The following is a 21,457-nucleotide window of genomic DNA, read 5'->3' as shown; positions in this document are numbered from 1 at the left end:
TACATATTAATAATATTGGTTTCGTATCTTTGCCATATGAATTTCATATGGCATTTGATTGAAGACGCGGAACGGGAGGCTGTAATAACATGGATATCCGCCAATTGAAATATTTCCTGGCGATTGCCGAGGAAGGTCAAATCACCTCAGCCGCCAGGAAGCTGCAAATGGCCCAGCCGCCGCTCAGCCAGCAGCTTAAGCTGCTGGAGGAGGAGCTAGGGGTCAAGCTGGTTGAACGCGGTCCGCGCAGCATCCAGCTAACCGATGCGGGGATTATTTTGCGTAACCGGGCTCAGCAAATTCTTGAATTAACGGATTCGACCACGAGAGAAATCAATGATTTTGCCAAAGGACTGAAGGGCAGTCTCTCGATCGGCACCGTCTCCTCTTCCGGAGCGACCCTGCTGCATGACCGGCTGGGCGAATTCCACAAGAACTATCTGGGCGTTACTTTTGAAATCCATGAAGGTAATACATTTATGATCATCGATCTGCTGAACAAAGGCATCGTCGAAATCGGCATTATCCGCACCCCTTTTAATTCCAGCAATCTGGAATGTCTGTATCTCAATTCGGAGCCGATGATTGCCGTTATGACCCCCGATTATGACTGGAATTCAAGCGAAGCAGCTATTTCACTCGGAGAGCTGCAGCATAAGCCGCTTATTATCTACCGCCGTTTCGAACAGCTCATACGGGAGACCTGTCTGGAGCATGGCTTCGAACCGCAAATTTTCTGCATGAACGATGATGCGCGGACCACCCTGCTCTGGGCCAACGCCGGACTTGGCATCGGAATTATTCCCAAATCTGCTTTTGAGCTGGCGAATCACAGCAATCTGATCTTTAAGGAGATCCGGTGTGAAGCGCTGCATACCCGTGTAGCCGCCGTCTGGATCAAGGACAAGTATTTGTCGTCGCTGGCTACCAAGTTTATCGAGACTTTCCGGGCACGCTGAACCCTGAACATAACATTCCCGCTCGCGGCAGCAATGCAGTTACCCGGCCCGGACATTCTGGAGGATGTCCAATTTCTGCTTCCTTCATCCTATCCTTTCATCCTGCCCTTCAGGCCGCCTGCACCCTGTATCCCGCTGGCAGAATCCGGATTCTGACGTTTCACACCGCATCGACTAAATGTTGTACATCTTACAACTTGGCTACCTGGATACCTAGGTGTTCAGACAGATTGTTGTAAGAAATACAAGAATTGTCCCGCTAATCCGCCCGGTGGAGCATAAATGCTGCCTTTTATACAACAATCTTGAATTATATCCGGGATTATAGTGGAATTGTTGTATTTTGGGCAGGATTGTATAAGTGATAGTTTTAAGTTCCGCTTATTTAAATCTAATCAATCCGGAGGAGTGAAGCTAATGCTTCCCACAAAGAGATCATTAGTCACAGCGGTTATTTCCACTGTAATATTTTACTCTTCAGGAATTGCAGCTGGAGATATTTCAGACTTGAGTAGTAAGGAAGAAGGAGTAATAACCGCTCACGACACAGAACGATTGAAATCATTGGGAATTCAACTTCATCTGCCAACATCAAGTAATTTGGTAATTACAAAGGAACAAGCTATTTCCTTAGCGCACACGAGTGCACCAAAATTTGCTTCCGAAGCCCCTGAGGTAATTATAGAATATCAGCTGCTAACCTATCCATATTTGACTGCATTCTCAGAACAGGCGCTGAATAAGAATGCAAACCTTAGAGCAGATGGTTATCTAAACAACACACCCGTTTATATCGTGACCTTCAAAGGGATTCATGGTACCGGCCATGCTGCAAGAGGGCAAAAGGTGCCAACGTATAAAGAATTCAATGTTGTAATCGATGCCAGCAGCGGTGAAACTTTATTTTCATTTACTTACAAATAAATAAAAAAACACCCCGCACTGGTCTGCACCAGTAGCGGGGTATTCTTGTATCGCAGGTCCTCTGGCCGGCGCGAACGCCGGTTTAGACCATGATTTTGCAAATATCGTTCGTGAACTGCACCGGATCGTTAACCTGCAGACCTTCGATCAAGAGCGCCTGGTTATACAGGAGATTAGTGTAAAGACCCAGCTTCTCCTTGTCGCCTTCGGCTGCAGCCTTCAGCGATTTGAAGACATCATGGTGAATATTGATTTCCAGCACCTTGTCCGCTTGTACATCCTGGCCGCCGTTAGGCATAGCCTTGAGGATTTTCTCCATTTCGATGGTCAGCTCGCCTTCGGTGGACAGGCAGACCGGATGGGACTTCAGCCGCTTGGATGCTTTGACTGCCTTCACTTTGCCGGACAGGATGCCCTGCATCGCTTCGAACAATCCCTTGTTCTCATTCTCTTCCGCTTCAGAAGGCTTGTCCTCGGCGCTTTCTTCGATCCCTAAGTCACCACTGGAGACGTTCTTGAATTCCTTCTCTTTGTAGGACATGATCATCTTGATTGCGAATTCATCGATATCGTCGGTGAAGTAGAGGATTTCGTAACCCTTGTCCAGCACCATTTCCGTCTGCGGCAGCTTCTCGATGCGTTCCACCGATTCACCGGAGGCATAGTAGATGAACTTCTGGTCTTCCGGCATTCTTTCCACATATTCAGCCAGTGTAACCAGCTTCTTCTCCTTGGAGGAGTGGAACATCAGGAGGTCCTGCAGCGTTTCTTTTTCCATACCATAGTCATTGTAGACCCCGAACTTCAGCTGTCTGCCAAAAGATTTGTAGAACGTCTCATATTTCTCACGCTCATCCTTCAGCAGGCTCAGGAGCTGGCTCTTGATCTTGCTCTTAATGTTCTTCGCAATCAGCGTCAGCTGGCGGTCATGCTGCAGCAGCTCGCGGGAGATGTTTAGCGACAGATCCTCGGAATCCACCATCCCCTTGACGAAGCTGAAGTAGTCCGGCAGCAGATCCCCGCATTTGTTCATAATCAGCACACCGTTGGAGTAGAGCTCCAGGCCTTTTTCATATTCCTTGGTGTAGTAGTCGAACGGTGTATTCTCCGGAATGAACAGGATTGCGTTATAGACCACAGCGCCGTCGGCACTGATATGGATATGCTTCAGCGGCTTGTCGAAGCCGTAGCGTTTCTCCGCATAGAAGTTGTTGTAGTCTTCTTCGGTCAGCTCGTTTTTGTTCTTGCGCCAGATCGGCACCATGCTGTTCACGGTCTGTTCTTCAATAACATCGACGAATTCATTCTCGGCGTCCTCTTTAGGCTGTCTGCCGGTAATGTCCATCTTGATCGGGAAGCGGATGAAGTCCGAATATTTCTTGATGATCGACTTCAGGCGGTACTCTTCCAGGAACTCATCGTAGTTATCGTCTTCGGTGTTCTCTTTGATCTTCAGCGTGATTTCGGTTCCGACCGCATCCTTCTCACAAGGCTCAATCGTGTAACCGTCCGCACCCTGGGATTCCCACTTGAACGCCTGGTCGCTGCCCAGCGCTTTACTGATCACTGTCACATCGTCAGCCACCATGAATGCGGAATAGAAACCTACCCCGAATTGTCCGATGATGTTGTGTCCGTCCTTGGCTTCATTATCCTTCTTAAAAGCAAACGAGCCGCTGTTCGCGATAATCCCCAGATTGTTCTCCAGCTCTTCCTGCGTCATCCCGATTCCGGTATCGGAAATGGTTAACGTACGGCTTGCCTTATCGGCGGTCACTTTAATGTAGTAATCCTCTTTATTGAACACCAGGCCTTCGTCGGCCAGTGCTTTGTAATAGATTTTGTCGATGGCATCGCTTGCATTAGAAATCAGTTCCCGCAGAAAAATCTCCCGCTGTGTATAGATGGAGTTAATCATCATTTCCAGCAGTCTTTTGGATTCGGCTTTAAACTCTTTTTTGGCCATGAATAAATAAATCTCCTTTCAAAAATAACCTTCGAATTGCGGATCATCGTTTAGCACTCCACTCACCTGAGTGCTAACACTACCTTTTATATAACATATTCTCGTTTTTGATGTCAATATCTTGCTGCATATAGAGGTCCGCTCAAAAAAGAAATGAATTCTATTTTAGTCCATGTTAGCATTCGGAATGTACTCATTACAGCGAAAGAAAGGACAATGAAACGATGAAAATCCAGCTCCAAACGCTTCCTGTAACACGCATTGCTTATGTGCGCCAGACAGGCCCCTATGGTCCCGGTAACAGTAAGGCTATGGGGGCCTTAAAGGAATGGGCACGGGCCCACCGGCTGCTTACCGGATCAGCCATCCTCTTCGGGATTCCCCAGGACAACCCCGACACCACCCTGCCTGAACATTGCAGATATGATGCCTGTATCAGCGTGCTTGAGAATGCCCCAGCGGATAAGTCTATTAACTACGGTGAAATTCCCGGCGGTACCTATGCGGTTGTTACTATACAACATACGGCTGAGGCAGTTCAAAAAGCATGGACGGAGATCCTCCCCGCCCTCTACGTCAGCGGACATCAGCTCGATTACCAGCGCCCGGTTATGGAGAGATATACAGGTGATATGATCAGCAATCATCTTTGCCAGTTATGTTTTCCTGTGCACTAATTTAGAAGCCGAGTTTTCCGCCATGGTAGCAGTAATAGGATCGTGCGTTAAGAGCTTGTAACCGGTTCAGCGACTGCTCTGCACTCTCCAGGTCGAAACAATACTGCGGATTCGCGACAGCCAGTTCATTCTCCTCGCTCACTGCCGCGTCACCTGTAATAACACTGCTTAGCTCAGGAAAATACAAAGAAATATGACCAGACGTATGCCCCGGGGTGGCAAGGACCTGACACTTACCATCCAGAATACACTGGCCCTCCCGGACCGTCTGATTCACCGGAACATGCCGCAAATTCTTCAATAGCTGTACAAACTCTTCACCGGACGCCTGCTCTTCTTTAGGCATCTCCACTAGCAGAGCTTCTGCTTGGACCAGACGCTCAGATTTCACCAAGCCTGAGATCGATGGGGTCTCCACTTCGCTCGCCATGACCGTAACTGACGGGTATTTCTCCACGAACTCGTACAAGGCGCCGATATGGTCATCGTCGTAATGGGTGATAATGATATTTTTCAAATTCAGGGGGTCGTATCCCAGCTCCAGGATCTTCTTCTCTATCAAAGGCATGAAAGTTGGATAACCGGTATCGACCAGGGTTAACTCTTCCCCGGATACAATGAGGCTCGGATAAATGTAATAAGGCTGTCCTTCATACTCAAACTGAATAGGTAGTTCAATAATGTCCATATGATCCTCCGCGTGTCTCTATTAGAACATTGCATACTGCGCTTACTCAGGCTTCCACCTTCACAGTATAGCGGCTTTAGCCTTCGCATCCTCCCGCAGCATCTGGATCAGTGACTGGAGCGGCAGCGACTTCCACTTCTTCGGATGGAGCAGGAGCTGCAGATCGAAATGAATCTCCGGATGGGCAAAAGACAGCTCGGCGAGATTCCCCCGCTCGATCTCCTCCTCAGCCACAATTCTCGGCAGCAGCGCGATGCCCAGGCCGTTGCGTACACAACGCTTGATCGCTTCCAGATTCGACAGCTCAAAACCGATCCGGAACACAATCCCGTGCTCCCGGAGCAGGTTCTCGAACAAACTGCGGTAGATACAGCTCTCCTCGGAGACGATCAGCTCGCAGTTGTTGAGGTCCTGCAGCGTCACCTGCGCCACGCTTGCCAGCGGATGACTGGCAGGGGCCACGAGGACGAGCGGCTCCTCCCGGATGATTGTACGCTCAAGCAGGGTATCCGCTGTGCTGCGGTCCAGGAGGAGGCCGATATCGACCTCGCCGTCCCTGATTTTGGAGACCAGATTGGCCTCCTGCTCCGTTTGCAGATGAATGTTCAGTCCGGGGAACATGGTCCGCAGCTGCTGCAGGAACGGTGGCAAATAAAAGGCGGCAAGTGAATCAATCGTCCCGATCGTCAGCGTCCCGCCAATCTGCTGGGCGATCGTTTCTTTGGAGCGGTCGTACAGATCTAGAATCTCCACGAACAGCTTCAGCAGCTCTTCCCCCGGAGGAGTCAGGCGCAAGGCCCGGCCATGCCGTTCGATCAGCGGTACGCCGTATTCCTTCTCGATCTTCTGAATCTGCATCGTTACACTGGACTGGGCATAGCCCAGTTCTTCAGCCGCACGGGTGAAGCTCTGCCGCTTCGCGACCTCGCGGAAGGTCCGCATATAGGTTAAGTCCATATCATCACCCTAACATCAATATTATTGATAACCTTCATCATTTATTATAGCTAACGACGATGCAATAATCCATGGTACAGTAGGATAAAAGGATTTTACAATTTTGGAGGACGATATTCATGTTAACAGAAGAACAGATTTATGGAATCTATGTTCCCGTGGTAACCCCGTTCCATGCCGCCGGCGAGATTGATCTGGAGTCGTATCAGCGGTATGTGAACAACATCATCAAGAACAGTATTCATGGTCTGGTCGTTAATGGAACCACTGGAGAATCGCCGACAGTCAACATACAGGAATTGCAGACACTCGTGGATGCATCACGTGAGCTTTTGAAGAACACTTCCATCCCGCTCGTGGTTGGCACGGGTACCAATGATACAATGTCCACTGTCACCCGCACAGAGCTTGCTGCGAACTCAGGTGCCGATGCCGCACTGGTTGTTGTCCCTTATTACAGCCGTCCTTCGCAGGAAGGCATTATCGCCCATTTCCGCAAGGCAGCTGAGGTCGGCCTTCCGATCATCGCCTACGATATTCCCGGCCGCGCCGGAGTCGGCATGTCCGTAGACACCGCCCGTACGATCCTGGAGATGAACAACGTTGTCGGGTTAAAAGACTGCTCCGGCTCTCCGGTGCTGGTCTCCGAGCTGTCCCGCCACGGCTCCAAGCCCGTGCTCTGCGGCGATGACTTGAACTTCTTCGATATGCTGGGCTGCGGAGCTGCCGGTGGCATGCTGGCCTCGGCCAATGTACATACCGCCTCCTATCTCAGCATCTATGAGCAGTACAGAGCCGGCCAGGTAGAGGCCGCCCGGGCTGCCTTTGATCAGCTCGTGCCGCTGATGAAGCTGCTGTTCAAGGAATCCAATCCGGCGCCGATCAAATGGCTGCTCAGTGCACGCGGCGAGATCTCCTCCGACACGCTCCGCCTGCCGATGACCTCCATCAGCGCTGCGCTGCGCGAAGAGCTGGGTGCTTATCTCGCCGGGTAACTTCTTCTGCTCATTATAGTAACAATAAAGGCAACATCGGCGAAACCGCCGCTTCTCAGTCAGGGACTGGAAAGCGGCGGTTTTTGCGTGCTCTTCTACTAATAATGATTGACGAGTAAGTAATGTTTTACGAGACGCTTCCTTACAGTTTCTCAATACGCAATGGGTGAAGGGAATATGGCTAAAGTATGCAGAAAACCACGAACGGTAGAGTTAATGAACCCATTGTATGCGATAATCCGAGTACATTGCGCATCCGCAAAGGTAAACGAGCCCATTGTATACGATAAACCGAATACATTACGCATTCGCAAAGGTAAACGAACCAATTGTATGCGATAAACCGAATACATTGCGTCACCGTAAAGCTAAATGAACCCATTGTATGCGATAAACCGAATACATTACGCATCCGCAAGGGTAAACGAACCAATTGTATACGATAAACCGAATACATTGCGCATCCGCAAAGGTTTTACCTCAAATCAAATAAAGCAGCCTCCCAAGGGAAGGCTGCTGTTTATCTTTACATTATTCATCTCAAAAAGTTATTGAGATCTGCCTGCTTTGGCCGCAGGACGGTTGCCAGGTCTGTTGCCGGACTGGCTGGAACGGCCGTATTGGCCTCCAGCCGGCTTGCTGCTCTGGTTGCCGCCTGGACGGGCAGCAGATCTTTCGCCCGGCCGGCTGCCGGAGCCTGCTCTATTGCCGGACTCGCCAGCAGGCCGGCTGCTGCCAGCCCCGCTGCCTGCATAGCTACTGCCCGACGCGCTTTTCGCTCCGTTGCCCGCATAGCCACTACCCGACGCGCTTTTCGCTCCGCTGCCCGCATAGCCACTGCCCGATGCGCTTTTCGCTCCGCCGTTACCGCCGCCCTGCTTGCCTTGCGAGAACCATTCCGATTTCGGCTTGCGTGCCGGATTCGTTTTGGCTTTCTGCGACGGTTTGGCCGGTGCTTTGCCTGGACGGTCTGCCAGCAATGCCAGATTGCTCTTGGACATCGGGTAAGCATGATCCTTCACTTCCGGAATCACCTTGCCGATCAGCTTCTGGATATCCTTCAGGTATGGAATTTCCTCAGCTTCGCACAGCGAGATGGCAACTCCGCTCATTCCCGCACGGCCGGTCCGGCCAATACGGTGAACATAGGTTTCCGGAATATTCGGCAGGTTGAAGTTGATGACATGGGACAGCTCATCAATATCAATCCCGCGGGCGGCGATATCTGTAGCCACCAGCACACGTGTCGCGCCGCTCTTGAAGTTTCTCAGCGCATTCTGGCGGTCATTCTGCGATTTGTTGCCGTGAATGGCCTGAGCGGTAATATTGATCCGGGTCAGATCGCGGGTTACCCGGTCAGCTCCGCGTTTGGTGCGGGTGAAGACGAGCGCGGACACGATCGAAGGATCCTGCAGCAGACGGTTCAGCTGATTCTGCTTATTGCCGTTCTCCAGCAAATAAATCGATTGCTCGATTCTGTCTACGGTCGAAGATACCGGAGTAATCTCAATTTTCACCGGGTCCACCAGCAATGTCTTCACCAGCTGGGAGATCTCTGCCGGCATCGTTGCCGAGAAGAACAGCGTTTGCTTCTTGGCCGGCATCTTGGCAATAATCCGCTTCACGTCATGAATGAAGCCCATGTCCAGCATGCGGTCCGCTTCATCCAGCACGAGGATCTGCACATGCTGCAGATCCACATGTCTCTGGCTGATCAGATCGATCAGTCTGCCCGGTGTAGCAATCAGAATATCTGCACCCTGGCTAAGCGCCCGTTCCTGGGCCTTCTGGGATACCCCTCCGACAATCGCTGTCGAGCGGATCGTTGTGAACTTGCTGTACGCCTGAATATTCTCGGAGATCTGCAGAGCTAGCTCTCTGGTCGGAGTCAGAATCAGGGAACGGATACGTTTCGCTCCGCCGGTTCTGGCCGGCTGCTGACTGAGCAGCTGAATAATCGGCAATGAAAAAGCTGCGGTTTTTCCGGTACCCGTCTGGGCGCAGCCCAGAATATCTCTGCCGGCCAAGGCCGCAGGGATGGATTCCTCCTGAATTGGAGTCGGGGATGTATAGTTTTCCAGGCTCAGTGCCTTGAGAATCGGGGGAATCAAGTTCAAATCGTTAAATGTCATTTTATCTCCTTAATTTTGAGTACATATATTAGCAAGCCATTAATCACTGTATATATCATCTGCGGCGTCTCCACATAGCGCTCGTCAAAGTCATAACACATAATGATAACACGTTTAGCCATTAAAAAGAAGCGATACTTTCATCGCTCCTCTTCCAAACCAATATTTATCTGTTACAGCCGGACTTTTTTCAGCTGTTCTTTAATGCTTTTCACCGGGTCGCCCAGGAATATCCGGGTATGCGCAGGCGTGCCTTCACGGATTTGGATCGCCAGGTTATTCAGATTCCGGATCAGCCCGAGCCGTTCACTTTCCTCCATCTGAAACTGGACACCGTACTCATACACCGCGCCATTCTCCAATTCGTGGGTCCAGGCAATTTTGCCCAACAGATGGGTTGGCTGATGCAGAATCTCGGTTTCAAACTTAAGCAGAATATTGTCGTTCACCGGCAGCTTATAGCCCATCACGAATTTCAATCCGCCCGGTCCGATATTGGTCAGATATACCTCGGTACTTCCGAGATCTACCTCCCTGCCCTTAAACGTACTTATCGTCATTCCGGCAACAAGCGGATTGGCTAAATCTACGCGGAAGTATTCCCGGCGGTTACTGACTGGCGGGATTTCTGTTACTCCCGGGCTCGTGTTGGCCATATGCTTCTCGCGAAGCAGCATTCCCAGGGCTTCCGGTTCAACCGGACGGCTGAAATAATAACCCTGTATCTCATCACAATGCTGCTCCTTTAAATACTCATATTGCGCCTCCGTCTCCACACCCTCAGCTACAACATTCATTTTTAGCGCCTTGGCCAGATTCAGAATGCACTCAATAATGCTTTGGTTTACAGGGTCAGTCAAAATTTCTTCCACGAAGGCCTTGTCAATTTTCACCGTATCCAGCGCTAACCGCTTAAGCATATATAAAGAAGAATAACCCGTTCCAAAGTCATCAAGTGAAACTTTAATCTTCCGTTTTCTAAGCTCCTCCAGCAATTGAATGACTTCCCTCTCATTGGTCATGAAGGAGCTCTCCGTGATTTCAATCTCCAGATATTCGGGAGCCAGCCCGGACCCAGCGAGAATTTCATCAATCGTCTGCAGAATATTCTGCTGGAACAGCTGCTGCACCGAGAAATTAACAGATACCGTAATATGCGGCAGCCCCATCTCCTGCCATTGCTTGTTCTGCCGGCAAGCTTCCCGGAGCACCCATTCTCCGATAGGCACTATAAGTCCGCTCTCTTCTGCAATCGGGACGAACTCCGCCGGCGACACCAGCCCCCAGTCCGGATGATTCCAGCGGATCAGCGCCTCGGCACCGAGAATTTCCCGGGTCTGCGTATCCACTCGCGGCATATATTGCAGGAACAGCTCCTGTTTCTCCAGGGCTTTGCGCAGATCATTGGTCATGGTGAATATTTTGAAAGACTGAATGTTCAGCGATGAGGAATAGCACTGGGCCTGGTCCCTCCCCTGTGACTTGGCATGATATAGAGCCGAATCTGCATTCAGCAGGAGCCTATCAACCGAATCCCCATCCTCCGGGAAAATACTGATCCCCATACTCAGCGTGATATTAAGCTCAAAGCCTGCTATTAAATAATCTTCCTTGGTACGGCTGATAATGGACTCGGACAGAAAAATCGCTTCACGGTGGCTCTCCACTTCCGGCAGAATAATACAGAACTCATCCCCGCTTAACCGGTACGCCACCCATCCATTTTCAAGGCTTTCCTGCAGTTTGACGGCAAACTGTTTGAGCAATGTGTCACCTATAGTGTGCCCCAGAATATCATTGACGGCCTTAAAGCGATCCAGATCAATCAGGAGCACCGCAAGCTTTTTATTATAAAATGATGCCAGTCTTAACTGTTGATCCAGCTGCTCTTCAAACATCCGCCGATTGGGAAGCCCCGTCAGATAATCGTGATACGCCAAATACTCTGTTTCCTGCTCCGTTTCCTTCCGCTCGGTAATATCCAGGACAGTGCCAACGATTGCATCCTCATTGATGTGTAATATCCGGGTGTAATGTACTTCACAATAAATAAGGCTGCCATCCGGCTTGACGGCTCTATGTATCATAGTGCGGTTAAATTGCCCTTCCGTTAAACCCAGCATCTTGGTGGATACCGTATCGCGGTCCCCCGGGTAGATGGAATCCAATACCTGCCGTCCCATCAAATTAACGTTCCCCAGCATTCGTTCAAGATGAGGATTAGCATAGATATATATTCCATTTTGAACAATAAAAACACCTACTATCGACTGCTCCACTATACTCCGGTATTTAGCCTCCGCTTCCAGCAGATGCCGCTCCATGGACTTTTGTTCCGTTACATTTTTGGCTATGCCATAGATACCCACCAGCTCATTAGCAATCATTACAGGAATATTCGTTACAAAAATATCAATAGCCGTGCCATCCTTATGCCTGGCTGTCAGCTCATAGCTTCGCGGGCTTACGGTATTTATCACTTCTGCAATAACCTTTCTGGAGAGGCTGACCTGCTCCGGATCAATCAGGCGTTCAAAGCTGGCATGGACCAGCTCGCCCTCGGTATATCCAAACAGTCCGTTCATAGCTGCATTGCAGGACAGAATCATACCTTCAAGATTGCTGGAATATACCGCATCCGTATTATTTTCAAACAGTGATTTGTAGTATTGGCCTTCTTCAATCAGTTGAAGCTGCAAAGCTGTCTTTTCCGTGATATCCTGAACAGTCCCAATCGCCTCGTTGTCCCAAAACCGCGCACTTTCAGCGACATAACGGACCTCTCCGTCCGGGCGGATAATTCTATATTCTATTTGATAGGACTGCATGGACTCCAGGGAATTAGAGAAAGCCAATTTTACCCGCCCTGCATCCTCCTCATGGACCCTGGCAAATACATTATCTAAATCCACTCCGGAAGACAGCGCCTGACCATAAATCGCATACATATGTTTCGACCACGTTATTTTTTGCAAAATCCGGTCATATTCCCAGTACCCCACATTTGCCAGTACCTGTGCTAATTCAAACCGCTTGTTTCTTTCCGCCATAAATTCCGATAACACCACTGTTCCGGCTGCTGCCTCATCGGTTGAAGTTGAACTCGATTCCTTCTGGTTCATTGCTCCGCCTTCTTTCTGAATGCATTTTGGCAACCACCCGCTGAACACCAGATACCGGCTTTTGGTACATACAAGAATATTTTCCCAGATGCTACTCTTATTCCACAACAACAACGAAAACCCTTTATTCGACAAAAGCACAAAAAAAGCAGAGGATTTCTCCCCTGCCCGTTGCCTTGCAATAATATTATAAGACTAATCTACGATTTCAGCAGTATCGCCGTTATTGGCACCTGCAGCGTTAGCTTCGTCGGTGTCGATATGCATATCAAGCTTGAAATTGTCGGATACACGGGCGATTACGTTCTCCAGCACCAGGCCGCGTTCGCCGCCAAGGCGTACCTTCAGGAGCTGCTTGTCGGCAATGCCCCAAGCTTCTGCTTCAGAAGTGTGGAAGTGGATGTGACGGGCTGCCACAATGACACCTGTCTCCAGTTCAACTTCACCGGCTGGACCTTTGATAGTAATGCCTGGTGTTCCTTCAATATGACCGGATTCACGTACAGGTGCCTTCACGCCGAGGCTGAATGCGTCTGTGCGCGATACTTCCAGCTGGGAAGCCGGACGGGCCGGGCCGAGAATTCTCACTTTGTCGAACTTACCTTTGGTACCGATTACTGCTACTTGCTCATTTGCTGCGAATTGTCCTGGTTGGGAAAGGGGTTTGAACTCAGTCAATTGGTAACCTGCGCCAAACAATGCTTCCACATGCTCCTGCGTAAGGTGAATATGTCGGGCCGACACACCTACGGATACAGTCTTGCTCATTTTTAAGTCACTCCTTGTATTTTCTCTAGTATCTGTACAAGCCACTGAACATTATACATCTTATTACCCTTAAAAAAAAAGACCCTCATCACAATGAGCGCCTTTTTTTCGACATTTTACGATCCGAGAAACGGATTGTCATAGTTTTGCCATTTTATAATCCCTCTGGTGGGGACAGCGGATTCACTCCCGCAGAAGAAGGCAGATGCGTTCTTAGGTAAGTCAGCGCATTCCCGCACAACCAGCCTTTCACCTCATCCTCGGGATAGTACCTCAGCAGCAAGTCAGTAAACTCCGCATATTTGCCCGGATGCTCAAGGCCCTCGACCCACATCTCAATGCCGTCAAAATCTGAGCCGAACATCAGCTGCTTCGAGCCTCCCAGCGCGCAGACATGTTCAATATGCCTCCGCATATCATCAATCTTCGCCCCTCCCCCGTCACGTACAAACCAGGGGACAAAGGTTAATCCCATCCGCCCGTCCACCGCAATCAGCGCCTGAATCTGCCCGTCACTCAAATTGCGGGGATGGCCGCAGATGGCCGCACTATTGGAATGTGAAGCTATGAACGGGCGTTTACTGCGTTCCGCCAGCTCCCAGAAGCCTGCCGGTGCCAGATGGGACACATCCAGCAGCATACCGCTTCCGTTGCACCACTCGATCAGCTTCCTCCCCTTCTCCGTGAAACCGCCGTTGCGCTGCTCCAGCACACCATCCGCAGCCCAGTTGGCGTAGTTCCAGGTTACCCCCAGGAAACGCACTCCCAGCTCAAAGCACAGCTGTGCATAGAACAGATTGCCCTCCAGACCGTCCACGCCCTCCAAAGAGAGCATCCCGAAGGCAGGGGCTGTAAGTATCTGTTCATCTGCCTCTTCCTTCCAGCGGAGCCACTGAAGGCCCCCTGGGCCAACTACCTTCTGCCGGAATAATTCAATTTGCCCGAGAACATCCTCAAACTTCGCTCTCCCGCGGTCCGCCGACAAATAAACCGCAAAAACCTGAAGTTCGACATTCCCCTCCACCATCCGCTCTGCCGTCACGTCCAGACGGGGGTCATTCTTGAAATCTATCTCCGGACTGGCCTGCAGCTTGCTTAAGGCATCGCAGTGGAAATCCGCCACTCTCAGCTTCTTGACACTCACTGTAAAGATCGTCTCCCTTCTCTTGAAGAACTGAATAACGGTGGAATCTCTTATTTATAAGTGTATGCCACAGCATCAGGGATGAGACGGGACAGTAAGTGGGAACGGCTACGAAGCATATACATTCTTATATATCAAAATAACCCCACAAAGTGGGGCACCCCAAAAATACAAAAACCTGTTTACAATGTAAACAGGCTCAATCTAAAAAGGTCATATAATTATCTGGGTTCAACAATAAGTTTGATCGCCGTCCGGTCTTCCCCATCAATCACTATATCCGTAAAAGCCGGGATACAGATCAAGTCGACTCCGCTAGGTGCGACAAATCCCCGGGCGATGGCAACTGCTTTGACTGCCTGGTTCAGTGCTCCTGCTCCAATAGCTTGTAGCTCGGCCGATCCACGTTCGCGAAGAACACCTGCTAGTGCGCCAGCAACGGAATTTGGATTGGATTTAGCTGATACTTTTAATACATCCATAGTAAGTACCTCCCCTGGGAAAATGATGGTGTTCTTCTTCCACTACAGTAGATGTTATTCGCGAGAGAAGATTTAATTCCTTCTTTTTGCGGACCTCTCTGGAGAAATTAGTTCAAAAGATACTCTTTTTCGATATAATAAATATCACACTTCACCCAAAACAAGCGACTTTTCCCGAAAACCCTGATTCTTTGTAAATCCTCTAGCTCATCACCCATTCATCTTCACGCAGCCGGATCTTCTCCAGTCGTGTCGCCTTACCCGTAGCTTCATCAAGTTCTGCAAATAAACCGTGCAGCTGCCATTTGCCTTCGTCGACTACAAACCGGGAGGGAAGCTGAGTTGTAAATTTATAGATGATCGCATCCTTTTCCATACCCAGAATTCCTTCTCTTGAACCAACCATGCCCGCATCTGTCAAATAAGCCGTGCCTCCAGGCAGGATCACATCGTCATTGCTCTGTACATGAGTGTGCGTGCCTACAACGATCGAGGCGAGGCCATCCATGAAATAGCCCATTGCTATTTTTTCGGAGGTGGCTTCAGCATGGAAATCAACCAGAATACATTTATGCTCTCTGCGCAGCTCTTCCACAATCTCCTCGCCAATGCGGAAAGGATCATCAATCGCCGGAAGGAAGGTGCGGCCCTGCAGGTTCACAATTGCCAGCTGTTTGCCGTTGCCTTTAACCACAGTGTACCCTCTGCCCGGAGTCCCCGGAGGAAAATTAGCCGGACGGATGATCCGCGGCTCGTCATCAATGAACTCAAAGATATCCTTGTTGTCCCAGGTGTGATTGCCCATCGTAATCCCGTGCACACCCCAGTTGAAAAATTCATTGGCTATAGCCGCTGTGATCCCTCTTCCGGCTGCTGCATTCTCACCATTGGCAATAATAATATGCGGCTGATATTTACTTTTCAGAGATGGCAGCATTTCACGCAGTGCCTTTCTGCCCGTATTGCCAACGATGTCACCGATAAATAAAACTTTAATGATTTTCTCCTCCTAAAAGTTTTGTAAGCATCAGCTTCTTGGAATTTTACTTCGTACAAAACTCGCATCGAAAGCATACTCTTAAGTTTTGTAAGCATCAGCTTTTGAGAATACTCTTCGTACAAAACTTATTTATAAGTTTAATTTCACCGATTCTGCATGGTTCCAAACTCAGGGCTTACCCGTCTGACTATGATTCAGCTCATGCGGCCGCTAGCGGTATGCAAGAAAAAAGGCCCCGCAGGGGGGCCGATTTCCTTGCTTATTTAGCGTATTCTACAGCACGTGTCTCACGAATAACGGTAACCTTGATATGACCCGGATAATCCAGCTCACTCTCAATCATCTTCGTAATGTCACGGGCCAGACGGAAAGCTTCCGCATCATCAATCTTCTCAGGCTGTACCATTACGCGGACCTCGCGGCCTGCTTGTATAGCATAGGATTTCTCAACGCCTTCGAAGGACTCGGAGATCTCCTCCAGCTTCTCCAGACGTTTGATGTACGTTTCCAGGGTTTCGCGGCGTGCGCCGGGACGTGCAGCTGACAATGCATCAGCAGCTCCAACCAGCATAGCAATCACCGAGGTAGCTTCGACATCTCCATGATGGGATGCGATACTGTTGATAACCACCGGGTGTTCTTTGTACTTCTTCGCCAGTTCGACGCCGATTTCAACATGCGAGCCTTCTACTTCATGATCAAGCGCTTTGCCGATATCATGCAGCAGTCCGGCACGTTTTGCAAGCACGATGTCTTCCCCAAGCTCACCGGCCATAAGTCCAGTCAAATAAGCAACCTCCATGGAGTGCTTAAGTACGTTTTGACCGTAGCTCGTACGGAATTTCAGACGGCCCAGAATTTTGATCAGATCCGGATGCAGACCATGAACGCCAACCTCGAAGGTAGCTTGTTCACCGTATTCACGAATCCGCTCATCCACTTCTTTACGGGATTTCTCCACCATTTCTTCAATCCGTGCCGGATGGATACGTCCATCAGCCACCAGTTTCTCAAGTGCTGTACGGGCCACCTCACGGCGGATCGGATCAAATCCTGACAGTATAACCGCTTCCGGCGTATCATCAATAATAAGATCAATCCCCGTAAGAGTTTCCAGGGCGCGGATGTTACGGCCTTCGCGGCCAATAATCCGGCCTTTCATCTCTTCATTCGGCAATGTAACAACAGAAACCGTGGTTTCTGCCACATGATCAGCTGCACAGCGTTGAATAGCCAGTGTAATAATCTCGCGGGCTTTCTTGTCCGCTTCTTCCTTGGCCTGCTGTTCTATTTCCTTAATCATCTGAGCAGTTTCATGGCGAACTTCCTGTTCAACATTGCTGAGAATGATACTTCTGGCATCATCGATGCTCAGATTGGAGATACGTTCCAGCTCAGTAACCTGATTCTTGTAAATAACATCAATCTGCTGTTGGGTTTCATCAATTCGTTTCTCTTTGTTAGCTACTTGTTCTTCTTTTCGTTCAAGCGATTCCATTTTTTTATCCAGCGATTCTTCCTTTTGCAGCAAACGTCTCTCTTGCCGTTGGATTTCATTCCGACGTTCACGAGTTTCTTTCTCAGCTTCGGTACGGATTCTATGAACTTCGTCCTTAGCCTCGAGTACCGTTTCCTTCTTCAGCGCCTCCGCCTCTTTCTTCGCGTTCTCCACGATGACTACGGCTTCTTTCTCTGCGCTTGAAATCTTAGCTTCTGCAAGGGATTTACGAATAAAATAACCGAATCCAAAGAATGCTGCAGCTACAACGAGAACGATAATGACCCAGATCACTGTTTCCATCTGTTCACCTCCTCGTTGATATCCTCCAAGGCTTACCCTTGGGTATTTGTGCAGTTGTTAAACTATCCGTTCATCACCATACAAAAAACCGGTAATACACCGATTGCCATACTGCACATGCTGCACATGCACACTGCCCGCCTTATCCGGCGATTACATTTCATATGAGTTGTACGCGAACCGGATCATAAGAGTCTGCTTTTTGGGAAGGAAAAAGGATTCTTAGTTTATGCCGATTCATGTTATATTTTATTATTTATAAAAAGACATTGTCAAGAGAGTCGATAAACGCATTAAAGTCAAGAGAATCAATCCAGATCGAAAATCTCCACTTCTTCCCCCGCAGAATCCTCTTCCGCACGTAGAATCTGGATCACCTGGCGTACCATTTCACCGGAGAATCCTCTGCGCATCAGAAAGGCTCCCGTCTTGCGCCGCTTCTCATTTATATCTCCCCGGAGCAAATTCCATTTCTTCCGCCCGGTCTGCAGTGCGCTCTCCATTTCCTGCTCAGGGGTGATCTGATCCAGTGCTTCAGAGATCAGCGATTTATCAATCCCCTTCTCGCGAAGCTCCTGGCGGATCCACATTTTGCCCTTACGCTGGTTCGTTATGCGCTGTTCCGCCCACTGCTTGGCATACAGGGGGTCATCCAGAAGCCGCTCCTCCTGCAGCCGCAGCAGAACTTCGGCAATAACAGTCTCCCCTATTTCCTTCTCCCGTAAACGGCGGGCCATTTCCTGTGCCGTTCTGGGCTTGCGTTCCAGGTATTTCAGACCTTCTACATAGGCCCGCTGGCGTTCATCGGCAGCAACAATTTCCTCCAGATCCGCCTTCACAAACGAGCTTCCGGAAATCATCCGGTATTTAATCATGACATCTTCATGAACAGTCACGTTATAGGCACCGAAATGAATCAAATAACGGTAGTTCGACTTCTTCAGACGCTCTACACGCGTAATTACCAGTTCCTCATCTTCGGGAAAATCGGCCAGAATCTGTACATCCTGTTCATCCGGCTCAGAATCCAATTGTATCACCATACTGTCACTCACCTCGTTAACATAGACATAATGCCTGTTTAATTTACGAAAAAGCGCCCTGCTCATTCATCACAGGGCGCCTTATATCTTATCTTCATTATTAAAATTAAATTGCTAAGGACCTGGAGCTTACATTATTCAATCTCAAGCAGCAATTTCTCTTCTTCCTCTTGCTCTGCAACCACATCAGCTTCTGTTGGTGCAGCTACCAGAGTAGATAAGTTACTTGCTTCGCGGATCTTATTCTCAATCAACAGAGCAATATCCTGATGTTCTTTCAGGAACTGCTTAGAGTTCTCACGGCCTTGGCCAAGACGCTCGCCCTCATAAGAATACCAGGCGCCGCTCTTGTTGACGATATCCATCTCAGTACCGATATCCACAAGGCTTCCCTCTCTGGAAATCCCTTCGCCGTACATGATATCCACATCCGCTTGCTTAAACGGAGGCGCTACCTTGTTCTTCACGACTTTGATCTTGGTGCGGTTACCCACAACATCGTTCCCCATCTTAATGCTCTCTACCCGGCGTACATCGAGACGAACGGAGGAGTAGAATTTCAGAGCGCGTCCACCCGGAGTGGTCTCAGGGTTACCGAACATAACTCCGATCTTCTCACGAAGCTGGTTAATGAAGATGGCAATCGTGTTGGATTTGTTAATGGCACCCGAAAGCTTACGCAATGCCTGGGACATCAGACGGGCCTGCAAACCTACGTGGGAATCTCCCATGTCGCCTTCAATTTCGGCCTTCGGTACCAATGCTGCAACGGAGTCCACAACGATGATGTCTACAGCTCCACTGCGAACGAGAGCTTCAGCAATTTCCAGTGCCTGTTCGCCCGTATCCGGCTGGGATAGCAGCAATTCATCAATGTTAACGCCAAGCGCATTCGCATACTTAGGGTCAAGAGCATGCTCCGCATCGATGAAAGCAGCTTGTCCGCCAAGCTTCTGTACTTCTGCGATAGCATGAAGTGCAACGGTCGTCTTACCGGATGATTCCGGTCCGTATACTTCAATAATGCGTCCTTTGGGAAGTCCGCCAATACCTAGTGCAATATCAAGTGCCAAAGATCCGCTAGGTACAACTTCCACTTTCATGTGAGTGGATTCTCCCAGTTTCATGATCGAACCTTTACCGAATTGTTTTTCTATTTGACGAAGCGCCATATCAAGCGCTGCACGACGATCTGACAATCAGACCACTTCCTTCACTGTTTATAGTATTATAATAACGTGTTTTGGAGGTCTTGCCAAGCTTTTTTTCGAACATACATTCGTTTTTTTTGTCTCCCGGGTTAATACTCCCTTTTATTGTAAGCCTCCTTCCGGATGATAGACACACAGGGCTTAATCCTCAAAAGGTCTCACGCGGTGGATCATAGAGGTCACGCCAGCGGGGAATATAAACAAAGAACCGCAGCAGAGAATTTCTATGCCACGGTTCTTCCGTATGAACAAATTATATACCGGCCCGGTTGATTATTGCAAGGCCGATCCTTCAAGCGGGGTAGCCACCTTGCGTTCCTCCAGCCGGCGCCAGAGGCGGTACAGCAAAGCCTTGACTGTACGCAGGCGGATATTCTCGCGGGTTCCCTTGAGATTCAGCTCGTATACCTCCGTCTTCCGGCCGCGTTCGGCCAGTCCGACGAATACCAGCCCCACAGGCTTCCGTTCAGAATATCCCGGCCCGGCTACACCCGTAACAGACAAGCCAAAGTCACTATCCCCGATCATCCGCACCTGCTCTGCCAGCACTTCGGCTACCTCACGGCTGACCGCACCGGGTGCGTCAGGCCCCTCCAGCATAGCTGCAGGCACATTCAGCAGCTTCTTCTTCAAATCGTTCGAATAACAGACGATTCCACCGGCGAACATGGATGCACTGCCCGGGATGTTCGTAATGCTCTCCATCAGCAGTCCGCCCGTGCAGCTCTCAGCAGCACTAAGCGTCAGGCCTGCATCCGCCATCCAGTCGACAATCAGCTGTTCAAGCGGCACATCAATATTGGCATACAGATTCTCCGGCAGAATATCGGCAATCTTCTTCTCCAGCACATCAAGCTTAACCATAGCCTCACGCTCAGACGGAGCTTTGGTGGAAATACGCACTGTCACTTCGCCTTCCTTGGCGTAAGGAGCAATCGTAGGATCGCTCTGGCCGCGGATCAGGTCAATCAGCTTGTCCTCCAGCAGTGATTCGCCAATGCCTGCAAACTTAAGCATCTTGGAGTAAATCGGCATTTCGCTGGTAAGTGCATGCTGCTGCAGCCAAGGCTTGGCTTTATCTGTGAACATCGGCTTCATCTCCCGGGGAGGACCCGGCAGTACGATGTAATACTTGTTATCTTCTGCAAAAGCAATACCTACCGCAAGTCCGATTTCATTAGACAACGGTGTCGTTCCTTCAATCACCAGCGCCTGCTTGCGGTTATTCTCGGTCATGACAATCTTGCGGTCATCGAAGAAGCGCTGCACATGATCCATAGCAAGCTGGTCGATATGAAGGGTACGGCCAAGCGCCGCAGCAAGTGCATCTTTGGTCAGATCATCCTCCGTCGGTCCGATTCCGCCGGTGAACAATATAATATCCGCACGGTTCCGTGCAATCTCAATTGCTTCCAGAAGACGGTTCTTGTTGTCCCCGACTACGGTCTGAAAATATACATCAATCCCTAACGCAGCCAGCTCTATTGAAAGAAACTGGGCATTGCTGTTTACTATCTGTCCAAGCAAAAGTTCTGTTCCAACGGCAATAATTTCCGCTTTCATAGCTGGCGTTCTCCTCCTGATTGTA

General features: G+C 49.6%; 17 protein-coding genes. 4 read left to right on the top strand and 13 right to left on the bottom strand.

Features of this window, described 5'->3' with window-relative positions; all coding sequences use genetic code 11:
• Positions 1 to 89 precede the first annotated feature (89 nt).
• Both NYE33_RS19865 and NYE33_RS19860 read left to right on the top strand, forming a co-directional pair.
• Positions 90 to 959, top strand: a complete 870-nt coding sequence (locus tag NYE33_RS19865; RefSeq protein WP_042138060.1) for a LysR family transcriptional regulator — start codon at positions 90 to 92, stop codon at positions 957 to 959.
• Between the two features lie 417 nt (positions 960 to 1,376).
• A complete protein-coding gene (locus tag NYE33_RS19860) occupies positions 1,377 to 1,883 on the top strand; it encodes a hypothetical protein (RefSeq protein ID WP_042138062.1) in 507 nt (168 codons plus the stop codon).
• 82 nt (positions 1,884 to 1,965) lie between these two features.
• On the opposite strand, the gene htpG is transcribed toward NYE33_RS19860, so the two are convergent.
• On the bottom strand, positions 1,966 to 3,849 hold the full coding sequence (htpG, locus tag NYE33_RS19855; RefSeq protein ID WP_042138064.1) for a molecular chaperone HtpG: 1,884 nt from the start codon (positions 3,847 to 3,849) through the stop codon (positions 1,966 to 1,968).
• A gap of 224 nt (positions 3,850 to 4,073) precedes the next feature.
• Here htpG and NYE33_RS19850 point away from each other — a divergent pair, with 224 nt between their 5' ends.
• Entirely contained in the window at positions 4,074 to 4,526 is a 453-nt protein-coding gene (locus NYE33_RS19850; RefSeq protein WP_042138066.1) for an AraC family transcriptional regulator, read from the top strand.
• 1 nt (position 4,527) lies between these two features.
• Here NYE33_RS19850 and NYE33_RS19845 read toward each other — a convergent pair whose 3' ends face one another.
• Positions 4,528 to 5,214, bottom strand: coding sequence for an MBL fold metallo-hydrolase (locus NYE33_RS19845; protein ID WP_076246892.1), 687 nt, complete (start codon positions 5,212 to 5,214; stop codon positions 4,528 to 4,530).
• A gap of 60 nt (positions 5,215 to 5,274) precedes the next feature.
• Complete coding sequence (locus tag NYE33_RS19840; RefSeq protein WP_076246895.1) at positions 5,275 to 6,171, bottom strand: LysR family transcriptional regulator; 897 nt, start codon at positions 6,169 to 6,171, stop codon at positions 5,275 to 5,277.
• A gap of 119 nt (positions 6,172 to 6,290) precedes the next feature.
• On the opposite strand from NYE33_RS19840, the gene dapA reads away from it, so the two are divergent.
• Positions 6,291 to 7,166, top strand: a complete 876-nt coding sequence (dapA, locus tag NYE33_RS19835) for a 4-hydroxy-tetrahydrodipicolinate synthase (protein ID WP_042138071.1) — start codon at positions 6,291 to 6,293, stop codon at positions 7,164 to 7,166.
• Between the two features lie 548 nt (positions 7,167 to 7,714).
• On the opposite strand, the gene NYE33_RS19830 is transcribed toward dapA, so the two are convergent.
• From NYE33_RS19830 to NYE33_RS19785, 10 genes are all read right to left on the bottom strand, one after another.
• Positions 7,715 to 9,298 (bottom strand): DEAD/DEAH box helicase, encoded by a 1,584-nt coding sequence (locus NYE33_RS19830; protein WP_076246897.1) that lies wholly within the window; start codon positions 9,296 to 9,298, stop codon positions 7,715 to 7,717.
• A gap of 173 nt (positions 9,299 to 9,471) precedes the next feature.
• Positions 9,472 to 12,420, bottom strand: a complete 2,949-nt coding sequence (locus NYE33_RS19825) for an EAL domain-containing protein (RefSeq protein ID WP_340944835.1) — start codon at positions 12,418 to 12,420, stop codon at positions 9,472 to 9,474.
• 195 nt (positions 12,421 to 12,615) lie between these two features.
• Complete coding sequence (gene pduL / locus NYE33_RS19820; protein ID WP_039294751.1) at positions 12,616 to 13,188, bottom strand: phosphate propanoyltransferase; 573 nt, start codon at positions 13,186 to 13,188, stop codon at positions 12,616 to 12,618.
• Positions 13,189 to 13,342: 154 nt separating this feature from the next.
• The gene (locus NYE33_RS19815) at positions 13,343 to 14,332 is read right to left on the bottom strand and encodes a dipeptidase (RefSeq protein ID WP_340944833.1); all 990 of its coding nucleotides are present in this window, start codon (positions 14,330 to 14,332) and stop codon (positions 13,343 to 13,345) included.
• Positions 14,333 to 14,553: 221 nt separating this feature from the next.
• Positions 14,554 to 14,814: a stage V sporulation protein S gene (locus NYE33_RS19810; protein ID WP_019910496.1), complete on the bottom strand. Its 261-nt coding sequence runs from the start codon at positions 14,812 to 14,814 to the stop codon at positions 14,554 to 14,556.
• A 202-nt stretch (positions 14,815 to 15,016) separates the two neighbouring features.
• Positions 15,017 to 15,811 carry a TIGR00282 family metallophosphoesterase gene (locus NYE33_RS19805; RefSeq protein ID WP_039294761.1) on the bottom strand — a complete coding sequence of 265 codons (795 nt, stop codon included), beginning with the start codon at positions 15,809 to 15,811 and terminating at the stop codon, positions 15,017 to 15,019.
• A gap of 262 nt (positions 15,812 to 16,073) precedes the next feature.
• Positions 16,074 to 17,615 carry a ribonuclease Y gene (gene rny / locus NYE33_RS19800; protein ID WP_039294762.1) on the bottom strand — a complete coding sequence of 514 codons (1,542 nt, stop codon included), beginning with the start codon at positions 17,613 to 17,615 and terminating at the stop codon, positions 16,074 to 16,076.
• A gap of 308 nt (positions 17,616 to 17,923) precedes the next feature.
• The gene (locus NYE33_RS19795) at positions 17,924 to 18,658 is read right to left on the bottom strand and encodes a regulatory protein RecX (protein ID WP_042138074.1); all 735 of its coding nucleotides are present in this window, start codon (positions 18,656 to 18,658) and stop codon (positions 17,924 to 17,926) included.
• Positions 18,659 to 18,792: 134 nt separating this feature from the next.
• Positions 18,793 to 19,857, bottom strand: a complete 1,065-nt coding sequence (gene recA, locus NYE33_RS19790; RefSeq protein WP_042138075.1) for a recombinase RecA — start codon at positions 19,855 to 19,857, stop codon at positions 18,793 to 18,795.
• A gap of 285 nt (positions 19,858 to 20,142) precedes the next feature.
• The gene (locus NYE33_RS19785; RefSeq protein ID WP_042138077.1) at positions 20,143 to 21,432 is read right to left on the bottom strand and encodes a competence/damage-inducible protein A; all 1,290 of its coding nucleotides are present in this window, start codon (positions 21,430 to 21,432) and stop codon (positions 20,143 to 20,145) included.
• Positions 21,433 to 21,457 lie beyond the last annotated feature (25 nt).

Source organism: Paenibacillus sp. FSL R10-2199 (genome assembly GCF_038000235.1).
Taxonomy (GTDB): domain Bacteria; phylum Bacillota; class Bacilli; order Paenibacillales; family Paenibacillaceae; genus Paenibacillus_AQ; species Paenibacillus_AQ phytohabitans.
Note: the sequence above shows the minus strand (reverse complement) of the source record. Positions and strands in the feature narration are given on the sequence as shown.

Bases quoted from the DNA above. Each gene is read 5' to 3' on its own strand.
- pduL (WP_039294751.1), bottom strand. From the start codon at position 13,188: ATGAGCAAGACTGTATCCGTAGGTGTGTCGGCCCGACATATTCACCTT.
- rny (WP_039294762.1), bottom strand. From the start codon at position 17,615: ATGGAAACAGTGATCTGGGTCATTATCGTTCTCGTTGTAGCTGCAGCA.
- NYE33_RS19795 (WP_042138074.1), bottom strand. From the start codon at position 18,658: ATGGTGATACAATTGGATTCTGAGCCGGATGAACAGGATGTACAGATT.
- htpG (WP_042138064.1), bottom strand. From the start codon at position 3,849: ATGGCCAAAAAAGAGTTTAAAGCCGAATCCAAAAGACTGCTGGAAATG.
- NYE33_RS19860 (WP_042138062.1), top strand. From the start codon at position 1,377: ATGCTTCCCACAAAGAGATCATTAGTCACAGCGGTTATTTCCACTGTA.
- NYE33_RS19850 (WP_042138066.1), top strand. From the start codon at position 4,074: ATGAAAATCCAGCTCCAAACGCTTCCTGTAACACGCATTGCTTATGTG.
- NYE33_RS19865 (WP_042138060.1), top strand. From the start codon at position 90: ATGGATATCCGCCAATTGAAATATTTCCTGGCGATTGCCGAGGAAGGT.
- NYE33_RS19845 (WP_076246892.1), bottom strand. From the start codon at position 5,214: ATGGACATTATTGAACTACCTATTCAGTTTGAGTATGAAGGACAGCCT.
- NYE33_RS19825 (WP_340944835.1), bottom strand. From the start codon at position 12,420: ATGAACCAGAAGGAATCGAGTTCAACTTCAACCGATGAGGCAGCAGCC.
- NYE33_RS19840 (WP_076246895.1), bottom strand. From the start codon at position 6,171: ATGGACTTAACCTATATGCGGACCTTCCGCGAGGTCGCGAAGCGGCAG.
- NYE33_RS19810 (WP_019910496.1), bottom strand. From the start codon at position 14,814: ATGGATGTATTAAAAGTATCAGCTAAATCCAATCCAAATTCCGTTGCT.
- NYE33_RS19785 (WP_042138077.1), bottom strand. From the start codon at position 21,432: ATGAAAGCGGAAATTATTGCCGTTGGAACAGAACTTTTGCTTGGACAG.
- dapA (WP_042138071.1), top strand. From the start codon at position 6,291: ATGTTAACAGAAGAACAGATTTATGGAATCTATGTTCCCGTGGTAACC.
- NYE33_RS19830 (WP_076246897.1), bottom strand. From the start codon at position 9,298: ATGACATTTAACGATTTGAACTTGATTCCCCCGATTCTCAAGGCACTG.